Below are 25158 nucleotides of genomic sequence, written 5' to 3' on the forward strand. Positions count from 1 at the left end.
TCTCGGACGTCACATTCACAAGTGACGAACCATGAGGGGGAGATGACGTGAAGCGACGACACCAGGGGCGGCTCGCAGCCGGGATTCTGGCCGCCGGGCTGCTGCTCACCGGATGCGCGGGCGGCGGGAACCTCGACCACGCGACGGCGGACCGCGGCGGCCGCAACCACGCGCCGGACGCGCCCCGCCCTGACTCGGCCCAGGAGAACGCCCCCGAGGGCGAGCAGCGGTCCCGCCCGCCCGCCGACTACCTCTCCACCTTCGCCCTGGACGTGGACACCGCCTCGTACGGCTACGCCCGCCGCACCCTCGCCGAGGGCCGGCTGCCGGATCCGACGTCCGTACGGCCCGAGGAGTTCGTCAACAGCTTCCGCCCGGACTATCCGCGGCCCCAGGGCGACGGGTTCAGTGTGACGATCGACGGGGCGCGGACCGGGGAGGACGGCTGGTCGCTCGTCCGGGTCGGGCTCGCGACGGCGGCGGCCCAGCAGAAGGGCGAACGCCCGCCCGCCGCCCTCACGTTCGTCGTCGACATCTCCGGCTCGATGGCCGAGACCGGCCGCCTCGACCTGGTCAAGGAGTCCCTCTCGCTCCTCACCGACGAGCTCCGCGACGACGACTCCGTCGCCCTGGTGACCTTCAGCGACGAGGCCGAGACCCGGCTCCCCATGACACAGGTCAAGGGGCAGCGCGAGCGCATCCACGGCATCGTCGACGAGCTGGCGACCACGTCCTCCACGAATGTGGAGGCGGGGGTCCGCACCGGCTACGACGTCGCCGTCGAGGGCCACCGCAAGGGCGCCACCAACCGGGTCGTGCTGCTCTCCGACGCCCTCGCCAACACCGGGGACACAGAAGCGCAGTCGATCCTCAACCGGATCGAGGAGGAGCGCCGGGAGTACGGCATCACCCTCTTCGGGGTCGGTGTCGGCAGCGAGTACGGCGACGCGTTCATGGAACAGCTCGCCGACAAGGGCGACGGCCACACCACGTACGTCTCCACGATCGAACAGGCCCGCAAGGTGTTCGTGGACCAGCTGCCCACCCACATCGAGCTGCGCGCCCGCGACGCCAAGGCGCAGGTCGCCTTCGACCCGTCGACCGTCGAGCGGTTCCGGCTGATCGGCTACGAGAACCGGGAGGTCGCCGACGAGGACTTCCGTAACGACCGGGTGGATGGGGGCGAGGTCGGCGCGGGTCACACGGTCACCGCGCTGTACGCCGTGAAGACCCGGGCGGGCCGCTCCGGGCCGCTGGCCACGGCCACGGTCCGCTGGCTCGATCCGAAGAGCCGCGCCCCGCACGAGGCCACCGGGAGCGTCGGGACCGGAGCGCTCGCCTCCGCGCTCTGGGGGCCGGGCCACGACAGCCTGCAACTGACCGCCGTCACCGCCTACTTCGCCGACCGGCTGCGGGGCGGCGATCTGCCCGACGCGCCCCGGCTCGCGGAGCTCGCGGAGCGCTCGGGGGCGATCGCCGAGCGGTCGGGTTCGAAGGTGGTACGGGAGCTGACCGAGGCGATCCGGCAGGCGGACCGGCTCCTCGACGCGGCCCCCGATCGGACTCCGGGCGACCCGGCGGTCAGGGAATCGGGTGATCCGTACAGCGGGTGATCCGTGCAGCAGGTGATCCGTACGGCGGGTGATCCGTATGGCGGCGGCCGATCGGTGCAGCGGCCGATCGTTGTCCACAGGCGCTGCGCGGTGGCCATGGGGCCCGTCATGATGGCCCCATGGCCACCACGCTGCTCGCCCTCGCCATCGGTTCCACCGGTCTCTACGCCGGGTTCATGCTGATCTTCCTCACCGGGATCATGCCCGCGCTGGCCCGGCTCGACGACGGCGCGTTCGTCGACGCCATGCGGCGGATCAACGAGTACGTGCCCAAGCCGGTGTTCCTGCTCGTGTTCCTGGGCGTCGTCGCCTTCCCGGTCGCCGCGTTCTTCGTGCCCGTCGAGGGGCGCTCGGACACCCAGAAGTGGCTGATCCTGGCCGGCCTCGTCTGCGCGCTCCTGAACCACCTGGTCACCATCGGCGGCAACATCCCCCTCAACAACGCGCTGGCCGCCTCGGAGCGCACGGGCGAGGCCCCGTCCGCCGTCCGGGCGGCCTTCGAGAAGCGCTGGAACGGCTTCCATCTGATCCGTACGGTGCTGATCACCGCCGCCTTCGGGCTGCTGATCGCCGCGGCCCTGAACTGATCTGACAGACTCCGCGCCCGGGGTTTGACCTGGTCGGAGCCCGGCCCGACCATCTCAGGACGAGGCGGAACGGGCGGCGGTCCCTGGTTAATGCCCCAGGCCAGGGACCGCGCCTGTCCGCCTCGCCAGTCCGCCTCCGGGAGCTCTGAGGGCGGTCGCGGCCGCATAGCCTGGCCCCATGCACTTCCGCGGACAGCTGCCGGTCGTCGGGGCGGTGGCCGCCGGCGGGGCCCTCGGCGCGGTGGCCCGCTACGGCGCGTCGCTCGCCTGGCCCACCCCGGCCGGAGCGTTCCCCTGGACCACCCTCGCCGTGAACGTGAGCGGCTGCGCCGCGATCGGCGTCCTGATGGTCCTGGTCACCGAGGCCCTCACCGCGCCCCACCCGCTCCTGCGCCCCTTCCTCGGCACCGGGGTCCTCGGCGGGTTCACCACCTTCTCCGCGTACGCCCTCGACACGCAGCGGCTGCTCGGCGCGGGGGACGCGGCCCGTGGCGTGGCATACATGGGTGTGACGGTCGCGGCGGCCCTGGCCGCCGTCTGGGCCGCGACCGCCGCGACCCGAAGCGCTCTGTCGAGGAGGACACGATGACCAGGCTGGTGGGCAAGGCCCTGCGGGTGACGATCCTCGTCGGGGAGAGCGACACGTGGCACCACCGGCCGCTGTACGCCGAGATCGTGCACCGGGCCCACGAGGCGGGCCTCGCCGGCGCCTCCGTCTTCCGGGGCGTCGAGGGCTTCGGCGCGTCCTCGCTCGTCCACACCTCACGGCTGCTCTCGCTCAGCGAGGACCTGCCCGTCGCGATCCTGATCGTGGACACCGAGGACCGGGTACGGGACTTCCTGCCGCAGCTCGACACGCTGGTGACGGAGGGTCTGGTGATCCTCGACGACTGCGAGGTCATCCGGTACGTGGGCCGGGAGCGGCCCGAGTGAACTGGCTGCTCGTCATGGCGGGGGCCGTCGTCGGCGCGCCCCTGCGCTACCTCACCGACCGGGCCGTCCAGTCCCGGCACGATTCCGTCTTCCCCTGGGGCACGTTCGCGGTCAACGTCGTCGGCTCCTTCGTCCTCGGGCTGCTCACCGGGGTCACCTCCGCCCGCGCCCAACTGCTGCTCGGCACGGGCCTGTGCGGGGCGCTGACCACGTACTCCACGTTCTCCTACGAGACGTTGAAGCTGTACGAGGGCGGGGCGAAGGGATACGCGGCGGCGAACGTGGCGGGGAGCCTGGCGGCCGGACTCGGAGCCGTCTGGCTGGGCGTGACGGCCGCACGGGCCTGGTGAGGCGCCGTAAGGTCCGCCGAATGTTTCCTTGCCGTCAAGACAGGCACTCTGAAAAAACGAAGTGGTCATTATTATCTTATGGTTGGCAGGACGTGACCATGGAGGGGGCGCTATGGATCTGAAGGTGCTGGGCTTGCTAGCTGTCCAGGAGAGCGGGACGCCGATCGTTCCCACGGCGGCACCGGCCCGTCAACTGCTCGCACTGCTCGCGGCGCATGCCGACCACATCGTGCCGACGACCGTCCTGACGCAGGAACTCTGGCCCGAAGGGCCGCCGCGGCACGCGCACGACATGATCGAGACCCATGTCCGCCGGCTGCGGGAGCTGATCGACGCCGCGCTGGGCGTCCGCCGCGAGGCGACGGGCCCCGCACCCGCCGCGTCCGGCCGCCGGACGGCGCGCGACGTCCTCGTCTCGTTCTCCGGCGGCTACCGGCTCGACACCGGAGGCGGCACCTCCGACCTCCGCATGTTCCAGCGTGCGTCCGGCGCCGGATACCGGGCCATGGAGCTGGAGGACTACCCGACGGCCGCCGAACGACTCGGCGAGGCACTGGAGTTGTGGACCGCCGACGCGTACACCGGAGTGGTGACCGGACCGCATCTGCGGACGCACATCGCCCGCCTCGAACAGTCCCGGCTGCGCGCCCTCGACCAGTGGGTCGAGGCACAGCGCAGGCTCGGCCGCCGCCATGAGCTCTACACCGGTCTGTCCGTGTTCCTCTCCCGGTTCCGCAGCAGCTCGCCGCCCCGGTACGAGGCGATGGTCGCGGAGTTGGACCGGGGGACCGATCTCGCGGGCGCGGTACGGCACTCCCTCCCCGAGCGCCACCACCTGCCCCTCGCCGGTTGACGGTCGCCGGTTGACCGGAAGATCACCGTCGAACTAGTTTCGGACCGATAACGGGCGAAAACGTGTACGACGGGCTGGGGGCTCGCACATCATGACGGTTCCACAGACCACCCATGACACCGGCCGGATGGCCGTCCCCGACGTCCTCGAAGTCCTCGAATTCCTCGCCGAACAGGCGCCACCGGGCCGGTTCGACGAGGTGCTACAGCGTGCCCGCCGCGACGGCGCCACCGGCCAGGACCTGGCCCGCCTGGAGCGGGCCGTGCGTCTGGCCCGCGACGTGCAGGCCTGGCAGGGACAGCGCCGCCAGCGCGAGGACGGCCTGGCCGACCTCGTGGACACCGCCCGGGACCTGACGTCGCCCCACGACGTCGACTCCCTGCTGCGCGTGGTCACCCGGAGGGTCAAGCGGCTCCTCAACTTCGACATGACCTCCCTCGCCCTCCTCGACGCGGAGGGCGCACTCCAGGTGTACGTCTCCGACGGCTCGACCACCGCGCTCGTCACCGGTCACACGATCCCCGCCGCCTTCGGCCTGGGCCACCGGACCCTCATGGCCAGGGCGCCGCTGTGGACGGCCGACTACCTCGACGACGACACGATCGAGCACGACGAGAGCGCCGATGACGTCGTACGGGCGGAGGGGCTGCACGCGATGATGGCTGTGCCGATGTGCAACGGCGAACAGACCCTCGGAGTGCTCTACGGCGCCGCCCGCTCGGTACGCCACTTCAGCCCGGACGAGATAGGCCTGGTCTGCTCGCTGGCCGCGCTCGCCGCCGTCGCCATCGAGCGCGCCGGCCGGTTCGAGCAGGCCAGGGGCGAGCTCGGCCGGCTGGAGCTGGACGGCTTCCGTACCCGTACCAGCCTGGTCAGGCTCCAGCAGCTCAACGAGGCGCACAGCCACACCCTCGGCCTACTCCTCGCCGGTGCCGACCTGACCACCGTGGCGAAGGCGGCAGGTGACGCGCTGGACTCGGCGCTGCAGCTGCGCGACCCGGCCGGCCGGCCGCTCGCCGCCTGCGGTGATCTGGGTGGCCTGGACGAGACGGCCGTCGCCGAGGCCGCGCTGGACGCGCACGCCCACCTGCGCCCCGTCGTCACCGCGCAGGGCACCTGGGTCGCCCCGGTGACCGCGGGGGCGGAGGACCTGGGCGTGCTGGTGCTGCGACCCAACACGGCCCTGGTGGGGGAGGACGAGGGCCTGCTGCGGCTCACCGCGCAGACCTTCGCGATCCAGCTCCTCCTCAGACGCAGCACGGCCGTCGCCGAAGGCCCCGTACGCGACGACCTCTTCGACGAACTCCTCGCGGCCGACACCCGCGGTGGGCATCAGACGCACTACCTCGCGCAGCGGGCGCGCCGCCTCGGGGTCGATCTGGAGGCGCCGCACGTCCTGCTCGTCGCCCATCCCGAGGGCGGCGATCAGGGGCGCGCCGTGGTGTGGGCCTCCTCCTACGCGCACCGGATGACCGGGCTCAAGACGGTCCACAGCGGCCACATCGTGCTGCTCCTGCCGGGCACGGACGCCTCGGCCGCGGCCCGCGCCGTCGCCGACCAGCTCTCTCCGCTGCTGGGTCACCCGGTGTCCGTGGGCGCAGCCGGGCCGGGCCGGGGCATCGCCGCCGTCGGACGGCTGCACAAGGAGGCGATGCGCTGCCTGGACGCGCTGACCGCGCTGGACGGCGCGGGTGGCACGGCCTCGGCGAAGGACCTCGGCTTCCTCGGCCTGCTGCTCTCCGACGACCACGACGTGGACGGCTACATCCGGTCCTCGATCGGCCCGGTCCTCGACTACGACCGCGACCGGCTCACCGACCTCACCGGCACCCTGGAGTCGTACTTCGCCGCGGGCGGCAGCCAGGCCGCCGCGGCCGACGTCCTGAACGTCCACCCCAACACCGTGGCCCGGCGCCTCGACCGGGTCACCGACCTGCTGGGCGACGCCTGGCAGCAGCCGGGCAGAACCCTGGAGGTGCAGCTGGCCCTGAGGCTGCACCGGTCCCGCGAGGTCCTGCGCCGACAGCGCCGGCCCGGCACGGCCCCTCAGGCGGAGACGAGTTCGGCCGGACGGTCCGTCTCGTAGCCGACACGGGACAGCACCACGGCCGCGTGGGCGGCGGAGGAGAGGGTCATGTGCCGGTGCCAGCCGCGGAAGGAACGGCCCACGTAGTCCCGCAGTCCGGTCTCCTCGCCGACGCGCGCGAAGTCCGCGGCCACGCGCCGGGTGAGCTTGGTGAGGCGTACCAGCGGCCCGGGTCCCGGCTGCCTCATGCCCGTGAGCCAGAGCGCGGAGGGCGGCCGGGTCGGGTCGGTCCACTCACCGAGCAGGAACAGTCCGCGCTGCGGGGCGGAAGGATCCGGCAGGGCCACCGGGACCATCGCGGCGAGCGACATACGGGGGGCGTGCCCGGCGGCCGCGTCCTGCCACGGCACCGGGCGGCGGACCCCCCTGACCAGCTGGAGGATCTGCTGCGCCGGCAGCGGACCGCCCCGGAAGCCCGGCATGGCACGGTCCGAGACGGACAGACGCTGCGAGGGGTCGATCCGGAGGAGGAAGGGGACACCCGCCGCCGAGAGCGGGGCCACCGCCGCGGACACGTCGCCCTCCCGCAGGTCGATCAGGACCGGCCTGCGCGGGCCCCAGCGGTGCGCGGCCTCCAGGGCGACCGCCACGGCGCACTCCTCCGGGGTCTCGGCCCCCGCCTCCCGGGGAACGCCCGCCCGGTCGCGCAGCGCGTGGTCGTGGACCCACTGATCGGGCAGGATCAGCCGCCAGTCGACGGGTGCGCTCAGCTCCTGGGAGGCGAGCCACACGCCGAAGGCCTGCTGGCCGCGGAACGACTGGCGCGGACGCGGGGCGAGCCCCCGGTCGACGCCGACCGAGTGCTCACCGGTCTTCGGTATCGACATCTGCCGTACGACCCAGGCCTGCGGGGCCGACCTGCGCTCCAGATGGGCGGCAAGGGCGGCGCGCAGGGGCCGCCAGTTCCAGGTGGAGTCGGCGATGAAGTGATGCAGCGTCTGTTCCGTGGCGGGGGCGCCCAGTTGGGCCGCGATGTTACGGGCGGTCTTACGCCCTTCGGTCGTGAGCAGCCCGCGGAGGTACTGCTCTCCCCGCCGGCGCTGGTCCTTCCTGGGGAACGAGGAGAAGAGGGTGGCGCAGAGCTCGGTGACGGTGTCGTCGGACACGGCTGCAACCCGCCCTGGGCAAGCGGCTGTGCCGGCGCGGACCGGATCTCGATGCCTGGTGACAGATGTGTTCACGACACTCCAACCATGGGGGGTGATCCGCTTCAGTTGCCCGACAACCATCCCTTCGCTCGGGCCCGTTGGACGAGGTGTCCAAGGCACCCACCTCCGCCCGCTTCTGGGTGCCCGGCCACCGGTCGTCCGGCGGGTCGGCACGGGCCGGTACGGGTCAGGTCGTCGCGGGCCGCCCGGCCCAGGTGCGTTGTGCCGTGACCACCACCAGGGCCCGACGGGTGCGGTCTCGAACACCGGTACGGCAATGGCTCACTGGGGAAAGAGGCGGCGCAGCTCCTCGTGGAAGCCCGGGAAGGTCTTCGCGACGCAGCCGGGGTCGTCGAGCGTGAGCCCCTCGGTGCGCAGCCCGAGGACGGAGAACGCCATCGCGATGCGGTGGTCGCGGTGGCACACGATCCGGGCCGGTACGGGCGTCCCGGGATGGACCGTGATCCAGTCCCCGCCGGTCTCGGTCCGGATGCCGAGTGCCCGCAGGTTGCCCTCGACGGCGGCGACCCGGTCCGACTCCTTCAGGCGCGCGTGTCCGATACCGGTGATGGTGATCGGGGCGTCCGCGAGGGGCGCGATCGCGGCGAGCGTCATGAAGGTGTCCGAGATCTCACCCATGTCCACGGTGAACCCGCCCCGGAACGCCCCGGTGCCGGTGACCGTCGTCGCCTCGCCGGTGGTCTCCACCCGGGCCCCGGTGCGCGCCAGGACCTCGGTGAAGCGCAGGTCGCCCTGGAGGCTGCCGAGGCCGAGACCGGGCACGCGGATGCTCGTGCCGGTGATCGCCGCGGCGGCGAAGACGTACGAGGCCGTGGAGGCGTCGGGCTCGATCGGCAGGGCGGCGCCCCGGTAGCCCGTCGGTCGGACGGTGAACTCTCCGGGGACGGTCTCGTCGACCTCGGCGCCGAAGTGCCGCATCAGGGCGAGGGTCATGTCGATGTACGGCCGGCTGACGAGGTCCGGCACGGTCAGCGTCAGTGCGCGGCGCATCAGCGGGCCCGCCATCAGCAGTCCGGTCAGGAACTGGCTGCTGAGGGTTCCGTCCACGGTCAGCGCGCCGCCGTCGAGCCCCTGCGAGCGCACCCGCAGCGGCAGGCGTCCGCCCGGCCCCGTGGTGACCTCGGCCCCCAGCCGCCGCAGGGCGTCGGCGAGCGGAGCCACGGGGCGGGCGGTGAGCTGGGCCGAGCCCTCGAACCCGAAGTCGCCGTGCCCTGTGGCGGCGAAGGGCGGCAGGAAGCGGGCCGCCGTCCCGGCGTCGCCGCACCAGACGCTCGCCGTGCCGACCGGGCCGCGGCCCAGGCCGGTCACGTTCCAGACGCCGTAGCCGTCGGAGGAGTCGACGCCGTCTCCGCCGTCGTCCTCGGAGGAGTCGATGCGTACGCCGAGCCCGGTCAGGGCCTCACGGAACGCCGTGGTGTCCTCGCTCACCAGCGGGGCGCCGAGCGTGCTCGGCGAGTCCGCCGCGGCGGCGAGCAGCAGGGCTCTGTTCGTGAGCGACTTCGAGCCCGGGATCCGGGCGGTCAGGGCGGGGGCCGCCGGTACGGCGACTACCTCACGCACGAGCCGGCCACCTCCGCGAGCAGCGTGCCGATGATGCGCGGCCCGTCCACCGTCAGCACGGACTCGGCGTGGAACTGCATGGACACGAAGCCGGCCGCGCGCAGGCCGTGCACCTCGCCCGTCTCCGGGTCGCGGCTGACCTCGACCCGGCCGTGCACCGGGTGCTCGAAGGAGTCCCCGCCGGCGTGCGCGGCGAACGTGTTGTAGAAGCCCACCCGTTCGCGCCGGCCGAAGAGGTCGATCTCGTGCTGGGCGCCCTGGTTGGGCACAGGCCGGCGCACCAGGTCGAGCCCGATCAGGGTGCTGAGCACCTGGTGGCTCAGGCAGACCGCCATGAACGGACGCCGCTCCTCCAGGAGTTGGGCCACGGCCGAGCGCAGATGCGCGATCTTGGGATCGCTCGTCTCGCGCGGGTCACCCGGTCCAGGACCCATGACGACCAGGTCGTGCTCGTCGAAGCTGTACCGCTCGTCGAACCGCCGCACGCTCACCTCGCCGCCGAGCGACCGGATCTGATGGGCGATCATCTCCGTGAAGGTGTCCTCGGCGTCGATCACAAGGACGCGTTGGCCGGCCAGCGGTCCGGTCGCCGCCGTGCGCCTCTCCTGGTCCCTGAGCCAGAAGTCGGCGATGCGCTCGTTGCGTTCGTCCAGGGCCTCGCGGACCGCCGGGTGCGCCCCGAACCGGATCGGCTCCGGGTCGCCGAGCGCGGCGAGCAGCCCGGCCGCCTTGGCCCGGGTCTCGTGCACCTCGGACTCCGGGTCGGAATGCCGTACGAGCGTGGCGCCCACCCCGATCCGCATCATGCCCTCGGGGTCGATGTCGGCCGTACGGATCAGGATCGACGAGTCCAGGGTCCGGCCGCCCGCCGCGTCGCGGCCGATCAGGGCCGCCACACCGCTGTAGTAGCCGCGGCCCTGGGGCTCGTACCGGCTGATGACCCGCGCGGCGCTCTCCAGCGGGGAGCCGGTCACCGTCGGCGCGAACAGCGTCTCGCGCAGGATGTCCCGTACATCGCGGTCCGTGCGGCCCTCGATGACGTACTCGGTGTGCGCCAGACGGGCCATCTCCTTGAGGTAGGGGCCCACGACCCGGCCGCCCGACGGGCAGATCCGGGCCATCATCTTCAGCTCCTCGTCGACGACCATGTACAGCTCGTCGGCCTCCTTGGGGTCGGCGAGGAAGTCCATGACGCCGTCCAGGTCCGGGCCGCCCGCCGGATAACGGTACGTGCCGCTGATCGGGTTCATCACGGCCGTACCGTCGTGGACGCTGATATGCCGCTCCGGGGTGGCGCCCACGAACGTCCGCTCGCCGGTGTGCACGAGGAACGTCCAGTACGCCCCCGCCTCCCGCTGCACCAGGCGGCGGAAGAACGACAGGGCCGTGGGCAGGCCGAACCCGGGCAGCCGGGCCGTGAACGAGCGCCGCATGACGAAGTTGGCGCCCTCGCCGGTGCCGATCTCGTCCGCGACGACCCGTCGCACGATGTCCGCGTACGCCTCGTCGTCCACGTCGAAGTGGCCGTCGGTCAGCTTCACCGGCTCGTCCGGCAGCAGCGGAAGCGTCGCCCGCAGCGGGACCGCCGCCTGCTCGCGCACCGTCATCGCAAGCAGCGGCGCGCCGTCGTCGGGAGCCGCGAAGCCCCGCTCGGCGAGCTGCCGGTACGGGATGAGGGCGAGGAGCTCCGAACGGGCGCCCGGCCCGTCCTGCGCGGGCAGGTCGAGGTCGGCGAGGGACGGGATCTCCGCCACGTCACCGGCCAGCAGCTCCAGGATGTCCGGGTCGACGGACTCGGGACGGTGCATCAGCGCGAACGCGCCGACCGAGCCGTCGAGGATACGGGCGAGGAGGTCGTGCCCGCTGTCCTGCGTTGCCATGGGGATTCCTTTCGGCGGTGGGCGCGCTCAGCGCGCCGCGCCGCCCGCGTCGAGTTCGCTCAGCACGGTCTTGGCGGACACGACGCGGGCCGCGCGCTGTGCCGCGTAGTCGAGGGCCAGGCGGTGGTAGTCGGCCGAGAAGTCGGCCACGGCGTCGGCCACCACGAAGGTCTCGATGTCGTTGGTGAAGGCCTCCACCGCGGTCATCAGCACGCCCACATGCGCGTACACACCGCAGACGATCAGCTGGTCCCGCCCGTGGAACCGCATCCGCTCCAGCAGGTCGGACCTGAAGAACGCGCTGTAGCGCCACTTCGTGAACGTCCAGTCGCCGGGCGCCGGTTCGAGCGGCTCGACCACCTTGCGGTGCTCGGGCGTGGGCTGCATGCCCGGCCCCCAGAAGTCCCCCAGGAGTCCGCGCTGCTCGGGCGTCATGCCGCCGGGCTGTGCCGTGTACGCCACCGGGACGCCGAGGCGGGCGCACCGCTCGCGCAGCAGCGCGGCGTTGCCGACCAGCGCGCCTCCGGGCTCCTCGGAGCGCGGGAACGGCTTGAGGAAGTACTCCTGCATGTCGTGCAGCAGCAGGACGGCCCGCTCGGGATCGACCGCCCAGTGGACGGTGTTGACCGGCAGGTCGCCCTCGGCGGGCATGGGGTACGGCTCCATGGCGGGGAGGCCAGGCATGGGTGGGGATTCCTTTCGTGGCGGAGTACCGACGGCACCGCTCCGTCGGGGATGCTCGGGTGGCTGCCGCGCGCTCAGCCCTGCCACGCGGACACGACCTCGACGGCCTGCTGCGGGTTGAGACGGGGGTCGCAGAAGCTGAGGTACTTGTCGCCGAGCCGGTCGAGTCCGGTCGCGTCCGTGGCGCACTCGGTGACCTGGTCCGGAGTGGTCTCCAGGTGCAGGCCGGCCGCGACGCCGCCATGGGCGCGCACCGCCGCCTGGAAGTTCTCGACCTCGCGGCGGACGGTGGGCACGAGGCGGGTCTTGAGCCCTTCTGGGCTGCTGACGGTGTTGCCGTGCATCGGATCCGACAGCCACAGCACCGGGTGGCCCGCCTGCGCGACCGCCTCGACCAGCGAAGGAAGCTTCTCCGCCGCGTTGTCGGCGCCCATCCGGGCGATCAGGGTGAGGCGCCCCGGACGCCGCTGGGCGTCCAGGCGCTCGCAGAGGGCGAGCAGTTCGTCCGTGGTCATGGCCGGGCCGACCTTGACCGCGACGGGATTGGACACCGCGGCCAGCAGCCCGATGTGGGCGCCGTCGAGCTGTCGGGTGCGCTCGCCCACCCAGGGCCAGTGCGTGGACGTGAGCAGGAGCGAGCCGTCCGGCTCGCGGCGGAGCAGCGGCAGTTCGTAGTCGAGGAGCAGGGCCTCGTGACTGGTCCACACCGGCACGTCGAGCTCCGTACGGCTCGCGGTGCCGCGCCAGCCCAGGTAGTGCATGGTGTCGCTGGCGGCCCGGTAGCAGGTCAGCAGGTGACGGGGATCCGGGGCCCGCAGAACGGGGTCCGGTTCGGGCCGGTTGACCATGTGGCCGCGGTAGACGGGCAGTTCGGTTCCGTTGACCGTCTCCGTGGGGGACGAGCGGGGCTTTCCGTACTGTCCGGCTATCCGGCCCACTCTGACGACCGGCTTCCCCGAGGCGAGCTTCATCGTTCCGGCGAGGACGTCGAGCAGGGCGGCCTTACGGGTGACGTCGCCGGGCGTGGCCTCGGCCGGGTCCTCGGCGCAGTCGCCGGTCTGGATGACCTGGAGATGTCCGGCGGCGGCCTCCATCAGCAAGGACCTCAGGCGGCGCACGGCCTCGGCGTCGACCAGGGCCGGCATGCGGCCGAGATCCTGGCGGACGCCCTCCAGGGAGGGGTGCGCTTCCCAGTCGGGCTGCTGCAGCGCAGGTATGGAGCGGAGATAGGACTGAATGTCGATCATCGATTCCCTCAGCGGCGTGCCGGAATATCTGTCCGGCTGGTGGCAGACGTGGTGATGAGCGAAGAGAACTCGAAATGACTATCGATGAGGAATCTCCGGAGCAGCAACGCCGCTCCGGGGAATCCGTCAAGTGCAGCCGCGGGCAATAGCGGTCAGTAGAACACCGCGTTCGGCCAGCCAACGCCCTTCGAGATATTCGACCGGTATTCCCGCAGGCAGACCGGCAGAAGACTGCACGCGCGCGGTGAACGTCCCGCGGTCGGCGTCGAACGTGATGTGGGAATCCACGAATTGCAATCGCCCGCCGGTGTACGGGTACCAGCTTTTGTGGACCGATTCCTTTGCGCTGAACAGCAGGCGGTCCCAGTTCACCCGGGATTCGTGGTCCCACAGCTCGCGGATATGCCGCCGCTCGCCGGGCAGCGCGATCTCCTCCAGCACCCCTTGCGGGAGGGAGACGTCGGGTTCGGCGTCGATGCCCAGCAGGGTGACCTCGGACGCCCGGGCAAGGGCCGCCGCCCGGTAGCCGGCGCAGTGCGTGATGCTCCCGACCACACCGTCGGGCCACACGGGTGCGCCGTGCGGGTCGGCGGGAATCGGCGTCGGGGTGTGCCCGAGGGCGGCGAGCGCCCGCCGGGCACACCAGCGTCCCGTACTGAACTCCCGCTTACGGGCCGATACCGCGTGCCGCACCAGCCGGGCCTCTTGCGGGAAGAGGCCCGTGCCGGGCACGTCACGCGTGCTTTCGGCCGCGACGACCGCGTCCGGAAGTATCCGCTCGATCATCCGGTCTGGAAGTCCAGCAATTGCTGGAGATCGGTCGCGTACTTCCTGATGAAGTCGGCCGAAAGGTGGGGGATATCGCCGGTGTCCCCGAGCTGCGCGGACTGGACAGCCGCACGGAACCTGGCCGAGGGGACCAGTGAACCGCAGACGGCATTCTCAGGAACCTTGAATCCATGCAGCAGAGGAAGCGCCGAGGACTGGCGCTGCTTTTCGGGCAGAGCGCGCATGGCGGTCTCGAACCGGGCCACCCAGTCGGCATAGTCGTCCACGCGCTCGATCCGGTGGCCGGCGTCGATGAGCCAGTCCACGAAGACATCGAGCGAGAATCCGTCGTCATGAGGGTTCACCAGGCTGAGCGTCCGGTATCCGTCCACGCCCTGGCTTCCCAGTGTCACGACCGCGTCGGCGGTGAAGTCCACCGGCAGGCCGTCGTAATGAGCACGCTGACGCTTCCCTTCGGCGTCCGTGCCGTAGAAGGAATACGGGGCGATGCCGGTGGCGAGGAGACTGAAGACGAGGCGGGTGAACATGTCCGGGACATTGAGCTGCCCGCGATAACGGCTGTGCGCCAGAATCATGTTCGACCGGAACGTGGTGACGGGAAGTCCGCAGAGGTCGTGCGCCTCGCGCAGCAGCACCTCTCCGGCCCACTTGCTCGTGGCGTAGCCGCCCGCGTAGCCCTCGTCGATCGGCTGGACCGGAAGGGCGTCGCGTACGTCGGCATCCTCGTCCAGGGCGGCCTGACCTGGAAGGGAGTTGGCGACGGCCACGCTGGATATGTAGGTGAACGGTTTGATCCGGCCGGTGATCGCCAGCCGGATGAGCTCGGCCGTGCCGAGCACATTGGCCTCGAAGAGGTGGTTGTAGGACAGGACGTGGTTCACGAGCGCGCCGGCATGGACGATCAGCTCCACCTCGTCCGCCAGCCTGCTCCAGGTCTCCTCGTCCAGACCCAGCTGAGGTTCGGCCATGTCGCCGGGCAGGACTTCCAGATGCCGGGACGCCAGGTCGTGGAACTTCGCCACGAGGTCGGTGTCCCCGCTGCTGAACGCGTCGACGAGACGCTCGCGTGCGGCCTCCGCATCCCGCCCGCGTACGAGGCAGATGAGCTTGCCGTCCGTCTGTGCGAGCCTCTCCAGCCACTCCAGGCACAGGAAGCGCCCCAGATAGCCGCTGGCTCCGGTCAGCAGCACGACGCGGGGCGCTCCGGCCGGTCGGGGAAGGGAGCGGGCGTCGGCGAGCGTCCGGGCATCGATGAACTTGTCCAGGGTCAGGTCGCTCGCATGCACCTCGGTCACGTCCTGCCCATGGACCGACGCGAAGGTGGGCCGCATCTGGTCCGTCGCGCGCTTCGCCTCGATGTAGCCGGCCAGCTCCTTCAGGTCGTACGCCGGGCTGATGACCACATCGACGGGAACCCGGACCCCGAACGTGTCGTGGAGCAGGTTGGAGAACGCCACAGCGGAGAGCGAATCCCCGCCGAGGTCCTTGAAGCGGGCGGTCGGGCTCACGTCGACGGCGGACGTGGCGAGCAGCGCCCGGATGGCGCGCTGCACCGTCTCCAGTACCGGCCGGTCGGCACCGGCGCGCCGGACCTCGGCCAGTTCGTTGATCTCCTGCTCCGCGATCTCGGCGTAGAGGCCTTCGAGGCGCTCGCGGTACCGGTCGAGGAGCTGCGGCCTCAGCAGTTTCCGATGGTCCGACAGCAGGCCGTTCTCCTGGCTGAACGGCTCGGTCTCGATGAGGAAGTCCCGGGGGATCTCGTACGAGTTGAGCCCGGCCTCCTTGGCGATCTGCTGGAGCGACTCGCCGAGAGGCTGCTTGAGCGCGTCGCCGCCGCCGAACTCGTCGAGGGCGTCCGGCGTCGGAACGACCACGGCGAGAAGGTAGGAGCGTTCGCTGTTGCCGTAGACGAAGATCTGCCTGACCAGCGGGCTGGCCGCGAAGACGGCCTCCAGACGCGCCGTGGCGACGAACTCGCCCTGGGACAGCTTCAGGACGCTCTTGCGGCGGTCCAGGATGATGTGCCGGTCCGGGCCGACCTCGGCGACGATGTCGCCGGTCCGGTAGAAGCCCTCGTCGTCGAAGAGTTCCGCGGTCAGCTCCGGCTGCTTGTAGTACCCCGGGACGACGGCTTCGGACTTCAGGAGCAGCTCACCGCGGGGGTGCGGAGAGTCGGTCCGGTAGTAGCCGAGCTCGGGCACGTCCACGAGCTTGTAGTCGGTCACCGGCGGGCGCAGCAGCTCGCCGTCGACGGAGACGGCGGCGGCCTCGGTGGAGCCGTAGATGATGTGCAGGTCGAGTCCCAGGAGGGACTCGGTGAACGCCTTCAGTTCGGCGGACAGGGGCGCGGAGCCGCTGCTGGCCCACGCGACGCGTCCGCCGAGAAGGTTCTCCCGCAGATCGGTCCTGACGTCCGACTCGGCGGTCTCCCTGTCGGCACCGGATATCACGCGCCGGTCGACCTCGCTCTGGTACTTCTGGAACAGCAGTTCGCAGACGCGGGGTACCAAGGACAGTTCCGTGGGGCGCGCCAGGGATATGTCCTCGAAGAACGTGGAGAGATCGCTGCTCGCCGTGAAGTAGGTGATTCCACCACGCGCCAGGGTGTTCTTCAGCGAGGAATGTCCGGCGACATGACTCATCGGCATGTAGCTGAAGTTGATCGCCTGCTCTTCCGAGAAGAGCTTCGACCAGGCGCCGCCCCACATCGCACCGGCCAGACGATCGGTATACATGGCGCCCTTGGGCGTCCCGGTGCTTCCCGATGTGTAAATGAGCATGGCCAGCGGGTCATCGCCGTCAGCGGGCGTGAAGAGCGGAGCGCCCGGCCCTTCGGACCCGCGGGCGATTATCTCCGACAGCGGCTCCGGTATCACCTCGGACCCGGCCTGCTTCAAGCGCTCACCGGCCTGGCTGAACGTGTCGAACTGATCGCTGACATTCTCGTGGTAGTCGAAAACGACGAGGCGGCGGACAGAGCTGCTGTGCAGCGCCAGCTCGACGGCCACGTGCAGGCGTTCCACGCTGGTGGCGACGATGCGCGGCTCGGTCTCCTCGACGATCGCCTCCAGCTGGGACAAGGGCGAACTCGTCTGCAGGGGGACGCTCACCGCGCCCAGGTGATTGCAGGCCATGTCGAGTGCCGAATAGTCCCGGCTCGCGAAACCGAGAAGGGCGACGCTATCGCCCGCCGCCAGAGGATGAGCCGGATGGTGGTGCCACTCTCCGGCAATCGCACGGACGCGCTTCCACAGTTCATCGAAGCTGGTCGTCTCATAGCGAGGCAGCAGGCCGATCGACACCCGACCGGTTTCGGGATCCCTCAGGAACTCCTTGGCACGTTCAGCCACGGCGGGCCGGTCCGCGTAGCGCTCCATCACATGGGCAATCATCTGCGCAAGCCGCATTACGGGTCTCCGCTTCGCGTTGCTGACTGGTTCGAATCGATCACTGAAAAGAGGGCCCGTACAACACATCGGATACGGCCCATTTCGAGAACCGAGCCAACCACGGCTGATCGGAGTTCATGAAGTCCGGCGGCGTGAATCCGTCAGATTCATGACGGTACGCCGCCGGACCGGGTGGAGACCGCTCCGCGTCAACGAACAGCGGCCTTTTCGTCCTTGTCCTGGGCCAGGTCCCCCGTGCCGGCATCGTCGGCGCCGGCGAGGGTCTTCGGAATCCAGCGCAGGGCCAGGAGGCCGAGTACGACGTGCAGGAGGCCGGCGGCGATGGCGGCGATGTGGAAGCCGCTGACGAAGGCGCTCTTCGCGTCGCTGATCACAGCGGACGCGAGGCCGGGGACCTGAAGCGTCTCGCTGAGGGTGTCGGCGACGTCCGGCCCCTGGACCCGGAAGAGCAGGGCGGCGAGCGAGCCGAGGAGCGCGATGCCCAGAGCGTTGCCGATCTCGTTGCTGGTCTCGGCGATCGCGGCCGCCGACCCGGCACGCTCCGGGGGAACGGCGGCGACCGCGGTGTCGGCCACCACGCTGAACGAGATGCCGTAGCCGAGGCCCGCGATGACCGTCGACGCGACGTACCAGCCCGTGCCGCCGGACACGCCCGCGGGCACGAGCAGCAGCATGCCGACGGCGACGCAGAAGTGACAGGTGATCAGCGCCGCCCGCTTGCCGATCCGTTCGACGAACGACGGAGTGACGATGCAGGTGACGGTGAGGACCGCAGCACCGGGAAGCGCGAGGAGCGCCGCGTGCAGGACCGACAGGCCGAGGACCGACTGGAGGTAGATGCCACCCAGGTACGCGGCCGCCGACCACGCCATCAGGGGAAGAAGCCCGGTGATGACCGCGATACTGAACACCCGGTCGCGGAACAGCCGGAAGTCGATCAGCGGGTGCTCCAGGCGGGTTTGCCGCCGGGCGAACCACCCCAGGATCACCAGGCCGGCGACGCCCGCGACGGACGCGCCGGCCGTCAGGCCCTCGGCGGCCGAGTGCTTGACGGCGTACACGGTCAGCAGCATGCCCGCGGCGGAGAGCAGGACGCTCAGCACGTCGACGTGACCGCTCCGGGTGGCGCGCACCTCACGCAGCAGCACCGGGGCGAGCACGAGGAACAGCACGACGACAGGGATGTTGATCAGGAAGACCGATCCCCACCAGAAGGTGCTCAGCAGCTGACCGCCGACGACCGGCCCGATCGCGAACCCGGCGGCGAAGGTCGCCGCGAAGATCCCGATGGCCTTCGACCGCTGGACCGGGTCCGTGAACAGTTCGCTCAGCACCGCGAGGGCGGACGGCAGCAGCGTGGCACCGGCCACACCCATGAGCGCCCGGAACGCGATCAGCAGTTCGGGGCTCGGTGCGAAGGCGGCTCCCGCCGATCCGATGCCGAACACCGCCGCGCCGATCATCAGCAGCTTCAGCCGGCCGTAGCGGTCCCCGATGCTGCCGAACGAGATGAGCAGGGACCCGACCGCGAACCCGTAGATGTCCAGGATCCACAGGGACTGATCGGCGGTCGGCGAGAGTGCCTCGGTCACCTTGGTCATCGCCAGGAAGAGGACCGAGCTGTCCATCGCCACCAGCAGGACCGGGCCGAGAATCACCAGCAGGCCGAGCCACGCCCGCGTTCCGGGCCGATGAGAAGCGCTTTGTTCATTCATGTGCCCGAGCCTGCCGTGGAGCCCGTACGGCAACGAGACCCGCGTCATGGGTACACCTGGCAGGGGCACCCACACCGCGCTCGCGCCGCATAGGCTGGCGAATCATGGAGCTGGAGAGCCTGGGGACGTATCTCAAGACCCGCCGTGACCGGATCACGCCGGCCGAAGTCGGACTGCGCACGTACGGCACCGCACGCCGCGTACCGGGCCTGCGCCGCGAGGAGCTCGCCCAGCTCGCGGGCGTCAGCGCGGGCTACTACATCAGGCTGGAACAGGACCAGGCCGGCACCGCCTCCCAGCAGGTCCTCAACGCGCTCGCCCGGGTCCTCCAGCTCGACCCGGCGGAGACGGCCCACCTGCACAACCTCGCCCACCAGCCCGCCACGCCACTCCTCGTACGGCCCCGCCCGGAGAAGCCGCACCCCCGCGTGCTGTCGCTGATGGACTCCCTGGGCGAGAGCACACCGGCCGTGGTACTGGGCCGCCGCGGCGACGTACTGGCCTGGAACCGCACCGGACACGCCCTCGTCGCGGAGCACGTCGACTTCGACGCGCCCCGCCATGTCGCGCGACGGCCGTCCATCCCCCGCATGTTCTTCCTCGACCCGCTCACCCGCGACCTCTACCGGAACTGGGCCGAACTCGCCCGCACGCACGTGGGCTACCTGCGGCTGACCGCGGGCCGGTATCCCACCGACGCCCGTCTGGCGGCTCTCATCGGGGAACTCGCCATGCACAGCGCGGACTTCGCCGAGCTGTGGGCGGCGCGCGACGTCGCGGACTGCACCACGGGCACCATGATCCTGCAGCACCCGACCGTCGGCGGGCTGAACACCGAGTACCAGGTCTGGCTTCAGCCCGACAGCCCCGACCACAGACTCGAGGTCTACACGCCCAACGACAGCGCCTCGGCCGACGCGTTGCGCCTGCTGGCGGGCCAGGTCGCGGATCCCGCGGCTGACGGAGCCTCCGACGGTTCCGCGCAGCCGCTCGTAGACCACCACGACACGGAGGCCGACGCACCCACGCCGACGTAACTGACGTAAAAGCCCGGACGGCCCGGACGGCATCCGGCCGTCCGGGCTTACGGAACGATGTGAGGACTCAGCGGCCGGCGGCCGGCACCTCGTACAGCGTGACGACCGACGTGAAGATCTCCTCGTCGTTCTGCTCGGCCGTGACCAGCATGCGGGGCCGCCCGTCCAGATCGCCGGGCAGGACCTTGGCCGTGAACCAGCAGGGCGCGTCGAGTTCGGCGTACCGGCTGAAGTCGCACTGCATGCCGACGACCAACGTCTGCCGCGGGTGGGCCGCGGCCTGCGCGGCCTGGCGCGCGGCCTCGAGGAGCAGCATGCCCGGGGCGTGGTCGACGGGGTGGTCGAAGAGGACGGGGTGGGACGTGTCCGTCCGCAGCTGCCAGCGGCGGGGGTGGTCGGTGCACGAGAGCACGACGTCCTCGAAGCGGTCCCGGCCCGTCTGCTGCGTGGGCGCGGGCGGCGGCAGCGGCAGGACCCGGGCGTTCACGCTCTCGATGTCGGCGTACGGCCCACGCAGCCGCTCGTAGACCGCCCGGTCCTGGACCGTGAACCGCGTTCGCGCGGTGGCGAGTCGGCGGCCCGAGCGCAGGGCCTCGACGTACAGGGTGACGGCCGTCGCCCGTCCCTTCCGGTACTTCACGTCCGAGCAGGTAAGGCGCAGCTCGACATCGGCGTCGCCGCCCTCGTCCCGCAGCGCGTCCGGGTCGATGTCCCAGCCGAAGTCCTTCCAGAGCAGCTGGTGTCCGAACGGAACCTCGTACGCTCCATGGGACAGCAGCGGCAGGGTCTGACGCACCGTCTCCGTCAGTAAGAGGGGGTCGTGCCGTCCGAACCGGGCCAGATAGAAGGCGTGCTCACGCGGCCAACGCGCGGTGACGGTGAAGGTGTCGGCCCCGGTCCGGCACCAGCTCACGAGGAGCACTTCGGCCGGATTCGTCTTGTGGGTGTACGACATGGGCACGGGCACGAAACCGGTGGCCGGCCGGTCCTGCGCGAGTTCTATCGGAAGCACAACAGTTCTCCCCTGACTGTTTCAAGACATTCGCGGGGTCGGAGCACTGGTGTGTCGACTGTCCGCTCACATAAGATAGTGGTCACTCTTTTTCTTTGTCGATCCATATGAGGTAACGCGCAAGTGGCGGAACACAGGCAGGAACGGGCTATCCGCACACGGGAGTTGGTACTCCGCGCCGCGGCCGAAGTGTTCGACGAAGCCGGGTACCTCGGCGCGAGCATCACGAAGATCCTTGACCGGGCGGGCGTCACGGCGGGCGCCGTGTACTTCCACTTCCGGTCCAAGGAGGGGCTGGCCCGCGCGGTCATCCTGGAACAGGCCGCCGATCTGCGGTTCCCCGAGGGGGAGGGCGGCCTCCAGCAACTCCTCGACATGACGGGGTATCTCGCGGTGGAGATGCAGCGCAACACCCTGCTGCGGGCCGGTGTCCGGCTCGCCGTCGAGCAGGGGGTGGTGGGCCCGCAGGAGTACTCGATATACGAGTGGTGGGCTGCCCGTTTCCACGAGGAGCTGGTCGTGGCGCGGCAGAAGGGGCAGCTGCTCGACGGCGTGGACGAGGCCGCCTTCGCCCAGCTCCTGGTCGCCGCGTACACGGGCACGCAGGTGATGTCCCAGCTGTCCACGGGCCGTGCCGACCTGCCCCGGCGGATCACCGACATGTGGCGCTGCCTCCTGCCGGCCCTGGCCCCGGCGGACATCGTCGCGGGCCTGCGGCTTCCCGAGACGGACGAGGTGGCCGCCACGGCGGGTGACGCGGTGGGCGTCGCGTGAGCCTGAGCCTGAACCGGAGTGGGCTGAGGATCGTACTGACCGGGGCCACGGGCTTCGTCGGCTCACGAGTCCTGCACGAACTGGCGGCATCCGCCCGCGAGACCGGCCGGGAGATCGCGGTACGGGCGCTCGGCCGCTCCGTCACCGCGCCCGCCTCGGCCCCGCCGGGTGTGACGTGGACGTCCGTGGACCTGACGGACCGGGAGTCGCTGCGGAAGGCGGCGGGCGGGGCGGACGTCCTGATCCACCTCGCCTCCCGTATCTCCGGCGACGAGGCCCAGTGCGCGGCGGTCAACGTCGAGGGCACGACGGCCCTGGTCGACGAGGCCGCCCACTGGGGAGTGGACCGTATCGTCCACCTGTCCACCGCCGCGGTCTACGGACCGGGCCCGCACAACGGGATTGCGGTCGACGAGATCGCTCCCGCGCCGGTGTCACCCGCCAGCCGCACCCGGCTGGCCGGCGAGACACCGGTCCTGGCCGCGGGCGGGATCGTCCTGCGCCCCGGACTCGTCCTGGGCGCAGGCGACCGCTGGGTGGTGCCCGCGCTCGCGGAGCTGCTCGACCGGGTCCCGGCCCGGTGGGACGGCGGCCGCGGCCTGCTGTCCCTGGTGGACGTGGACGACCTGGCCCGGCTGATCACCGCCCTGGCCACCGCGCCCGACGCACCGGCGCCCGGCGTGTACCACGCGAGCCATCCCCGGCCCGTCGGCAACGGGGACCTGATGGCGGAGCTGGCGGCCCTGGACGTGCTGCCCGCCGCGGAGGAGGACTGGCCCTGGGAGGCCTGCCTCGAACGGCTGCGGAGCACGCCCGGCCGGATGAGCGAGCGTCAGTTCTCGCTGCTCGCCCAGGACCACTGGTACGCGAGCGACGAGATCTGGGCGTCCACCCCCTGCCCCCCGGGCCCAGGCCCCCTCTCCCGCCTCGCCGCGGCGGCCCCCTGGTACCGCTCGCACCTGGCCGGCCGGTAGTGCCCTGGCTGACGGCGCCAGGGCCAAGGGTCAGCGGCCGACGAGCCGTTCCAGCTCGGGATCGGTGAAGAACGACCGGTTGACGTAGGCGAATCGGACGGCCAGGGCAAGATTGGCGGACTTTCGCGCGGTCCGGACCTCGGCCTGGGTGCCGATACCGGGACCGTCAGGGGGCGGCATGCAGTCCACGATGAACTCCCGTACGGACGCGACGAACTTGTCCAGGGTGCTCTCGCTCACCCCGGCGTGGGACGCGATGGGCCCCCGGTGGTCGTAGCCCAGCGCCAGCGCCTGCCACATCCTCAGCTGCGTACGGGTGTTGCAGACCGTGCGGAGCTTCAGGTGCTCGGGGCGGTTCCAGTACGGGCGCAGGTGCCCGAGAGGCGGATCGCGGCCGTCGAGGAGCGCACAGATCGCCTCGGCCTGATCCCGTGCCGACAGTGACTTGCTGATCCAGGTGACCGGCTGGTGAGGGCACAGCTCGAACGCAGCGCGCAGCATCAGTTCGCGATTGCCTTCGACGTCCGCCGTGTACAGCGCCGTGCGGGTGCCGGGCGTCGTCTCGGCCAGCAGCCGCAGCGCGGTGAGCCCGTGCCCCCGCTCTCCGCCGGCCCGCCGGGCGCCGAAGTCGAGATCGACGAGAGCCGCGTCGTAGGACCTGCCGTCGGCCCGTGCCTGCTCGACGGCGATCGGGATGTCGTCGGGGCTCGTGACCTGCGCGGTGTCGAAGAGCAGGTGGCCCTCACGCACGTCGCGGTGGGTGCGGAGCATGCCGTCGATCAGATAGTCCAGTGAGGGGACATCGTCCACGATGAGCAGTGTGCGGGGCGCGACCGTCCCGGCTTCGTCGTCCGGTGACGTTCCCTGGACGGGCACCGCGGCTTCCGGAACGAGGGGTCTGAAGACGGCGTCGTTGAGCCGGTCGGACAAGGGCCACCTCCCTGTGACACGTTGCGAGGCACGAGTCTTTCAGGGCGGGGCGGGGACATCACATCCGTACAGTCGATGTACAGGCGGAATCCGGCCTGCATGCAGTCATGTTGACGCTACGTCACAGAGCGATCCAGGTGCCACGCACGATGGCGCCACCCCCTGGTGCCGCGGCCACCTCGATCCGTCCGCCCCTCTTGTGCAGCCTGCGGTCCAGTACGGCGAGGGACGAGCCGCGCCGGTTCATCGAGGACGGCCCGTCGAACCCGCGTCCGTCGTCCGTGACCATCACGGACACCCGACGCCGCCCCGCCTCCGGGGTCACGGCGAGCGAGATCCGGATGTCGAACTCCGGCGCGCGCAGCCTGTTCGCCTCACGGACCGCGTTCACGCACAGATCGCTGAGCACGCTCTCCAGGAGATCCAGGTCGGTCGCCCGCAGCGGAGGCTCACCCGTCCCCGAGTGCTCCGCCGTCACCACCAGGGTCTCCGGATCCGTGGAGAGCGCCCGGCAGGTGGACAGGACGTCGGCGACGATCTCGTCGAGGCCCGTACGGTCCCCCTCGCGGAAGGGATCGCACCGCAGGGACTCCACCTGATGGATCAGGCTGTGCCACCGAGCCTGCACCTCGTCCGACTGCTCGTCCAGGTCCAGCAGCGCCCCCAGCACCCGGAACTCGTTCTTGACCTTGCTGTGCACCGCGCTGGACACCACATCCGCGAGGTCCTTCCGCTCGTCGCGCAGCGCCGGGCCGAGCGCCGTGAGCAGCGAGTCGACCAGGGCGACGTCCACGTACACGCGCAGCACGAGCCCGGACAGCACGAGTGCCCCGTCCGGCCCGGCCGCCCCCTCGGGCGCGGCCAGCCGGTACACCGCATACCCCGCGGCGGCCAGCGCCGCCGGCAGCAGCAGACGGAACCAGGCGTGCGGAACGCTACGGGCCAGCTCCGGGGCGTACCACGCCGGATCGATGACGTACTGCGCGAACGGCAGGTACAGCAGGAGCAGCGTAAAGGCGGCGGACCACGCGAGGGGTGGCTGACCGGACGGCGTCGCCGACCACGCAGTGATCACCGCCATCGCGACCACACCGGCGCCCTCGGTGAGCCCGGGTACGTCCACCGCCACCCGGCGCTCGCGCGCGGTGCGCCCCAGATACGCGGCGATCCCGCGCAGCGTGCGGCGCTCACCCATCCACTCCAGCACGCCGTCGTGATGATGCCCCCACGCGGCGACCGCACCGGCCGCGGCCACCGCTCCGGCGACCAGCACCGGAACGGCTCCCACGGTGCCGCCTCCCCGCACGACCGCGAGGCCGCTGCCCGTCCACAGGACGACCGTGACCAGGCGGCACAGCGCCGTCCACCGGTAGAAGCCGTGCAGAGCACGACGGGCCATCACCTGATGGCCCGTCGTGCGCAGATCGGGGCGGTGACCTGGTACGCGTACGCCTTTGTCGAACCGGGCGGACAACCGGTCACGCAGCGGCAGCGCCGCGTCCTGAGCAGCCATGCGCACGATTGTGTCGAGTCCGCCCGCGGCCCGGGAGGCAAA

The 25158-nt window shown here is 71.1% G+C and carries 21 protein-coding genes; 10 read left to right on the top strand and 11 right to left on the bottom strand.

Annotated elements, in window-relative coordinates; genetic code table 11:
• Window positions 1-47: 47 nt before the first annotated feature.
• The 7 genes from ACZ4VI_RS23490 to ACZ4VI_RS23520 all read left to right on the top strand — a co-directional run bounded on the left by ACZ4VI_RS23490 (window position 48) and on the right by ACZ4VI_RS23520 (window position 6422).
• Window positions 48-1613 carry a vWA domain-containing protein gene (locus ACZ4VI_RS23490; protein ID WP_468002044.1) on the top strand — a complete coding sequence of 522 codons (1566 nt, stop codon included), beginning with the start codon at window positions 48-50 and terminating at the stop codon, window positions 1611-1613.
• Between the two features lie 119 nt (window positions 1614-1732).
• Complete coding sequence (locus ACZ4VI_RS23495) at window positions 1733-2200, top strand: anthrone oxygenase family protein (protein WP_468002046.1); 468 nt, start codon at window positions 1733-1735, stop codon at window positions 2198-2200.
• A 178-nt stretch (window positions 2201-2378) separates the two neighbouring features.
• Window positions 2379-2789: a FluC/FEX family fluoride channel gene (locus ACZ4VI_RS23500; protein ID WP_468002048.1), complete on the top strand. Its 411-nt coding sequence runs from the start codon at window positions 2379-2381 to the stop codon at window positions 2787-2789.
• Window positions 2786-3133, top strand: coding sequence for a DUF190 domain-containing protein (locus ACZ4VI_RS23505; RefSeq protein ID WP_468002050.1), 348 nt, complete (start codon window positions 2786-2788; stop codon window positions 3131-3133). The genes ACZ4VI_RS23500 and ACZ4VI_RS23505 overlap by 4 nt, the downstream gene beginning before the upstream one ends.
• Complete coding sequence (gene crcB, locus ACZ4VI_RS23510; protein WP_468002052.1) at window positions 3130-3483, top strand: fluoride efflux transporter CrcB; 354 nt, start codon at window positions 3130-3132, stop codon at window positions 3481-3483. Before ACZ4VI_RS23505 ends, crcB begins: the two co-directional genes overlap by 4 nt.
• 112 nt (window positions 3484-3595) lie before the next feature.
• Window positions 3596-4336 (top strand): AfsR/SARP family transcriptional regulator, encoded by a 741-nt coding sequence (locus ACZ4VI_RS23515; RefSeq protein ID WP_468002054.1) that lies wholly within the window; start codon window positions 3596-3598, stop codon window positions 4334-4336.
• Window positions 4337-4427: 91 nt separating this feature from the next.
• The gene (locus tag ACZ4VI_RS23520) at window positions 4428-6422 is read left to right on the top strand and encodes a helix-turn-helix domain-containing protein (RefSeq protein WP_468002055.1); all 1995 of its coding nucleotides are present in this window, start codon (window positions 4428-4430) and stop codon (window positions 6420-6422) included.
• On the opposite strand, the gene ACZ4VI_RS23525 is transcribed toward ACZ4VI_RS23520, so the two are convergent.
• The 8 genes from ACZ4VI_RS23525 to ACZ4VI_RS23560 form a co-directional block, all read right to left on the bottom strand.
• Window positions 6383-7528 (bottom strand): IS701 family transposase, encoded by a 1146-nt coding sequence (locus ACZ4VI_RS23525; RefSeq protein ID WP_468002057.1) that lies wholly within the window; start codon window positions 7526-7528, stop codon window positions 6383-6385. The genes ACZ4VI_RS23520 and ACZ4VI_RS23525 overlap by 40 nt on opposite strands.
• Window positions 7529-7852: 324 nt before the next feature.
• Entirely contained in the window at window positions 7853-9151 is a 1299-nt protein-coding gene (aroA, locus tag ACZ4VI_RS23530) for a 3-phosphoshikimate 1-carboxyvinyltransferase (RefSeq protein ID WP_468002059.1), read from the bottom strand.
• Window positions 9139-11031 (bottom strand): anthranilate synthase family protein, encoded by a 1893-nt coding sequence (locus tag ACZ4VI_RS23535; RefSeq protein ID WP_468002061.1) that lies wholly within the window; start codon window positions 11029-11031, stop codon window positions 9139-9141. Before ACZ4VI_RS23535 ends, aroA begins: the two co-directional genes overlap by 13 nt.
• 27 nt (window positions 11032-11058) lie before the next feature.
• Window positions 11059-11715: an isochorismatase family protein gene (locus ACZ4VI_RS23540; protein ID WP_468002063.1), complete on the bottom strand. Its 657-nt coding sequence runs from the start codon at window positions 11713-11715 to the stop codon at window positions 11059-11061.
• 74 nt (window positions 11716-11789) lie between these two features.
• Window positions 11790-12962, bottom strand: a complete 1173-nt coding sequence (locus ACZ4VI_RS23545; RefSeq protein ID WP_468002065.1) for a 3-deoxy-7-phosphoheptulonate synthase — start codon at window positions 12960-12962, stop codon at window positions 11790-11792.
• 126 nt (window positions 12963-13088) lie between these two features.
• Window positions 13089-13748 (bottom strand): 4'-phosphopantetheinyl transferase family protein, encoded by a 660-nt coding sequence (locus ACZ4VI_RS23550; protein WP_468002067.1) that lies wholly within the window; start codon window positions 13746-13748, stop codon window positions 13089-13091.
• Window positions 13745-17227, bottom strand: a complete 3483-nt coding sequence (gene car / locus ACZ4VI_RS23555; protein ID WP_468002069.1) for a carboxylic acid reductase — start codon at window positions 17225-17227, stop codon at window positions 13745-13747. Before car ends, ACZ4VI_RS23550 begins: the two co-directional genes overlap by 4 nt.
• A 122-nt stretch (window positions 17228-17349) precedes the next feature.
• Window positions 17350-18876: an MFS transporter gene (locus ACZ4VI_RS23560; RefSeq protein WP_468002071.1), complete on the bottom strand. Its 1527-nt coding sequence runs from the start codon at window positions 18874-18876 to the stop codon at window positions 17350-17352.
• A gap of 104 nt (window positions 18877-18980) precedes the next feature.
• On the opposite strand from ACZ4VI_RS23560, the gene ACZ4VI_RS23565 reads away from it, so the two are divergent.
• On the top strand, window positions 18981-19913 hold the full coding sequence (locus ACZ4VI_RS23565) for a helix-turn-helix domain-containing protein (protein WP_468002073.1): 933 nt from the start codon (window positions 18981-18983) through the stop codon (window positions 19911-19913).
• Between the two features lie 67 nt (window positions 19914-19980).
• Here ACZ4VI_RS23565 and ACZ4VI_RS23570 read toward each other — a convergent pair whose 3' ends face one another.
• On the bottom strand, window positions 19981-20925 hold the full coding sequence (locus ACZ4VI_RS23570; RefSeq protein WP_468002075.1) for a ScbA/BarX family gamma-butyrolactone biosynthesis protein: 945 nt from the start codon (window positions 20923-20925) through the stop codon (window positions 19981-19983).
• Between the two features lie 123 nt (window positions 20926-21048).
• Here ACZ4VI_RS23570 and ACZ4VI_RS23575 point away from each other — a divergent pair, with 123 nt between their 5' ends.
• On the top strand, window positions 21049-21699 hold the full coding sequence (locus tag ACZ4VI_RS23575; protein WP_468002077.1) for a ScbR family autoregulator-binding transcription factor: 651 nt from the start codon (window positions 21049-21051) through the stop codon (window positions 21697-21699).
• Window positions 21696-22673, top strand: coding sequence for an NAD-dependent epimerase/dehydratase family protein (locus ACZ4VI_RS23580; protein ID WP_468002079.1), 978 nt, complete (start codon window positions 21696-21698; stop codon window positions 22671-22673). The genes ACZ4VI_RS23575 and ACZ4VI_RS23580 overlap by 4 nt, the downstream gene beginning before the upstream one ends.
• Before the next feature lie 30 nt (window positions 22674-22703).
• Here ACZ4VI_RS23580 and ACZ4VI_RS23585 read toward each other — a convergent pair whose 3' ends face one another.
• Both ACZ4VI_RS23585 and ACZ4VI_RS23590 read right to left on the bottom strand, forming a co-directional pair.
• On the bottom strand, window positions 22704-23603 hold the full coding sequence (locus tag ACZ4VI_RS23585) for a hypothetical protein (RefSeq protein ID WP_468002080.1): 900 nt from the start codon (window positions 23601-23603) through the stop codon (window positions 22704-22706).
• A gap of 121 nt (window positions 23604-23724) precedes the next feature.
• The gene (locus ACZ4VI_RS23590) at window positions 23725-25116 is read right to left on the bottom strand and encodes an ATP-binding protein (RefSeq protein WP_468002082.1); all 1392 of its coding nucleotides are present in this window, start codon (window positions 25114-25116) and stop codon (window positions 23725-23727) included.
• Window positions 25117-25158 lie beyond the last annotated feature (42 nt).

It is taken from the genome of Streptomyces sp. NPDC029169 (genome assembly GCF_055563935.1).

What these genes read in the sequence shown, in the direction of transcription:
- ACZ4VI_RS23550 (WP_468002067.1), bottom strand. Translation starts at nt 13,748, where the DNA reads ATGATCGAGCGGATACTTCCGGACGCGGTCGTCGCGGCCGAAAGCACG.
- ACZ4VI_RS23520 (WP_468002055.1), top strand. Translation starts at nt 4,428, where the DNA reads ATGACGGTTCCACAGACCACCCATGACACCGGCCGGATGGCCGTCCCC.
- ACZ4VI_RS23590 (WP_468002082.1), bottom strand. Translation starts at nt 25,116, where the DNA reads ATGGCTGCTCAGGACGCGGCGCTGCCGCTGCGTGACCGGTTGTCCGCC.
- ACZ4VI_RS23545 (WP_468002065.1), bottom strand. Translation starts at nt 12,962, where the DNA reads ATGATCGACATTCAGTCCTATCTCCGCTCCATACCTGCGCTGCAGCAG.
- ACZ4VI_RS23565 (WP_468002073.1), top strand. Translation starts at nt 18,981, where the DNA reads ATGGAGCTGGAGAGCCTGGGGACGTATCTCAAGACCCGCCGTGACCGG.
- car (WP_468002069.1), bottom strand. Translation starts at nt 17,227, where the DNA reads ATGTGTTGTACGGGCCCTCTTTTCAGTGATCGATTCGAACCAGTCAGC.
- ACZ4VI_RS23515 (WP_468002054.1), top strand. Translation starts at nt 3,596, where the DNA reads ATGGATCTGAAGGTGCTGGGCTTGCTAGCTGTCCAGGAGAGCGGGACG.
- ACZ4VI_RS23540 (WP_468002063.1), bottom strand. Translation starts at nt 11,715, where the DNA reads ATGCCTGGCCTCCCCGCCATGGAGCCGTACCCCATGCCCGCCGAGGGC.
- ACZ4VI_RS23560 (WP_468002071.1), bottom strand. Translation starts at nt 18,876, where the DNA reads ATGAATGAACAAAGCGCTTCTCATCGGCCCGGAACGCGGGCGTGGCTC.
- ACZ4VI_RS23505 (WP_468002050.1), top strand. Translation starts at nt 2,786, where the DNA reads ATGACCAGGCTGGTGGGCAAGGCCCTGCGGGTGACGATCCTCGTCGGG.
- ACZ4VI_RS23495 (WP_468002046.1), top strand. Translation starts at nt 1,733, where the DNA reads ATGGCCACCACGCTGCTCGCCCTCGCCATCGGTTCCACCGGTCTCTAC.
- ACZ4VI_RS23535 (WP_468002061.1), bottom strand. Translation starts at nt 11,031, where the DNA reads ATGGCAACGCAGGACAGCGGGCACGACCTCCTCGCCCGTATCCTCGAC.
- ACZ4VI_RS23500 (WP_468002048.1), top strand. Translation starts at nt 2,379, where the DNA reads ATGCACTTCCGCGGACAGCTGCCGGTCGTCGGGGCGGTGGCCGCCGGC.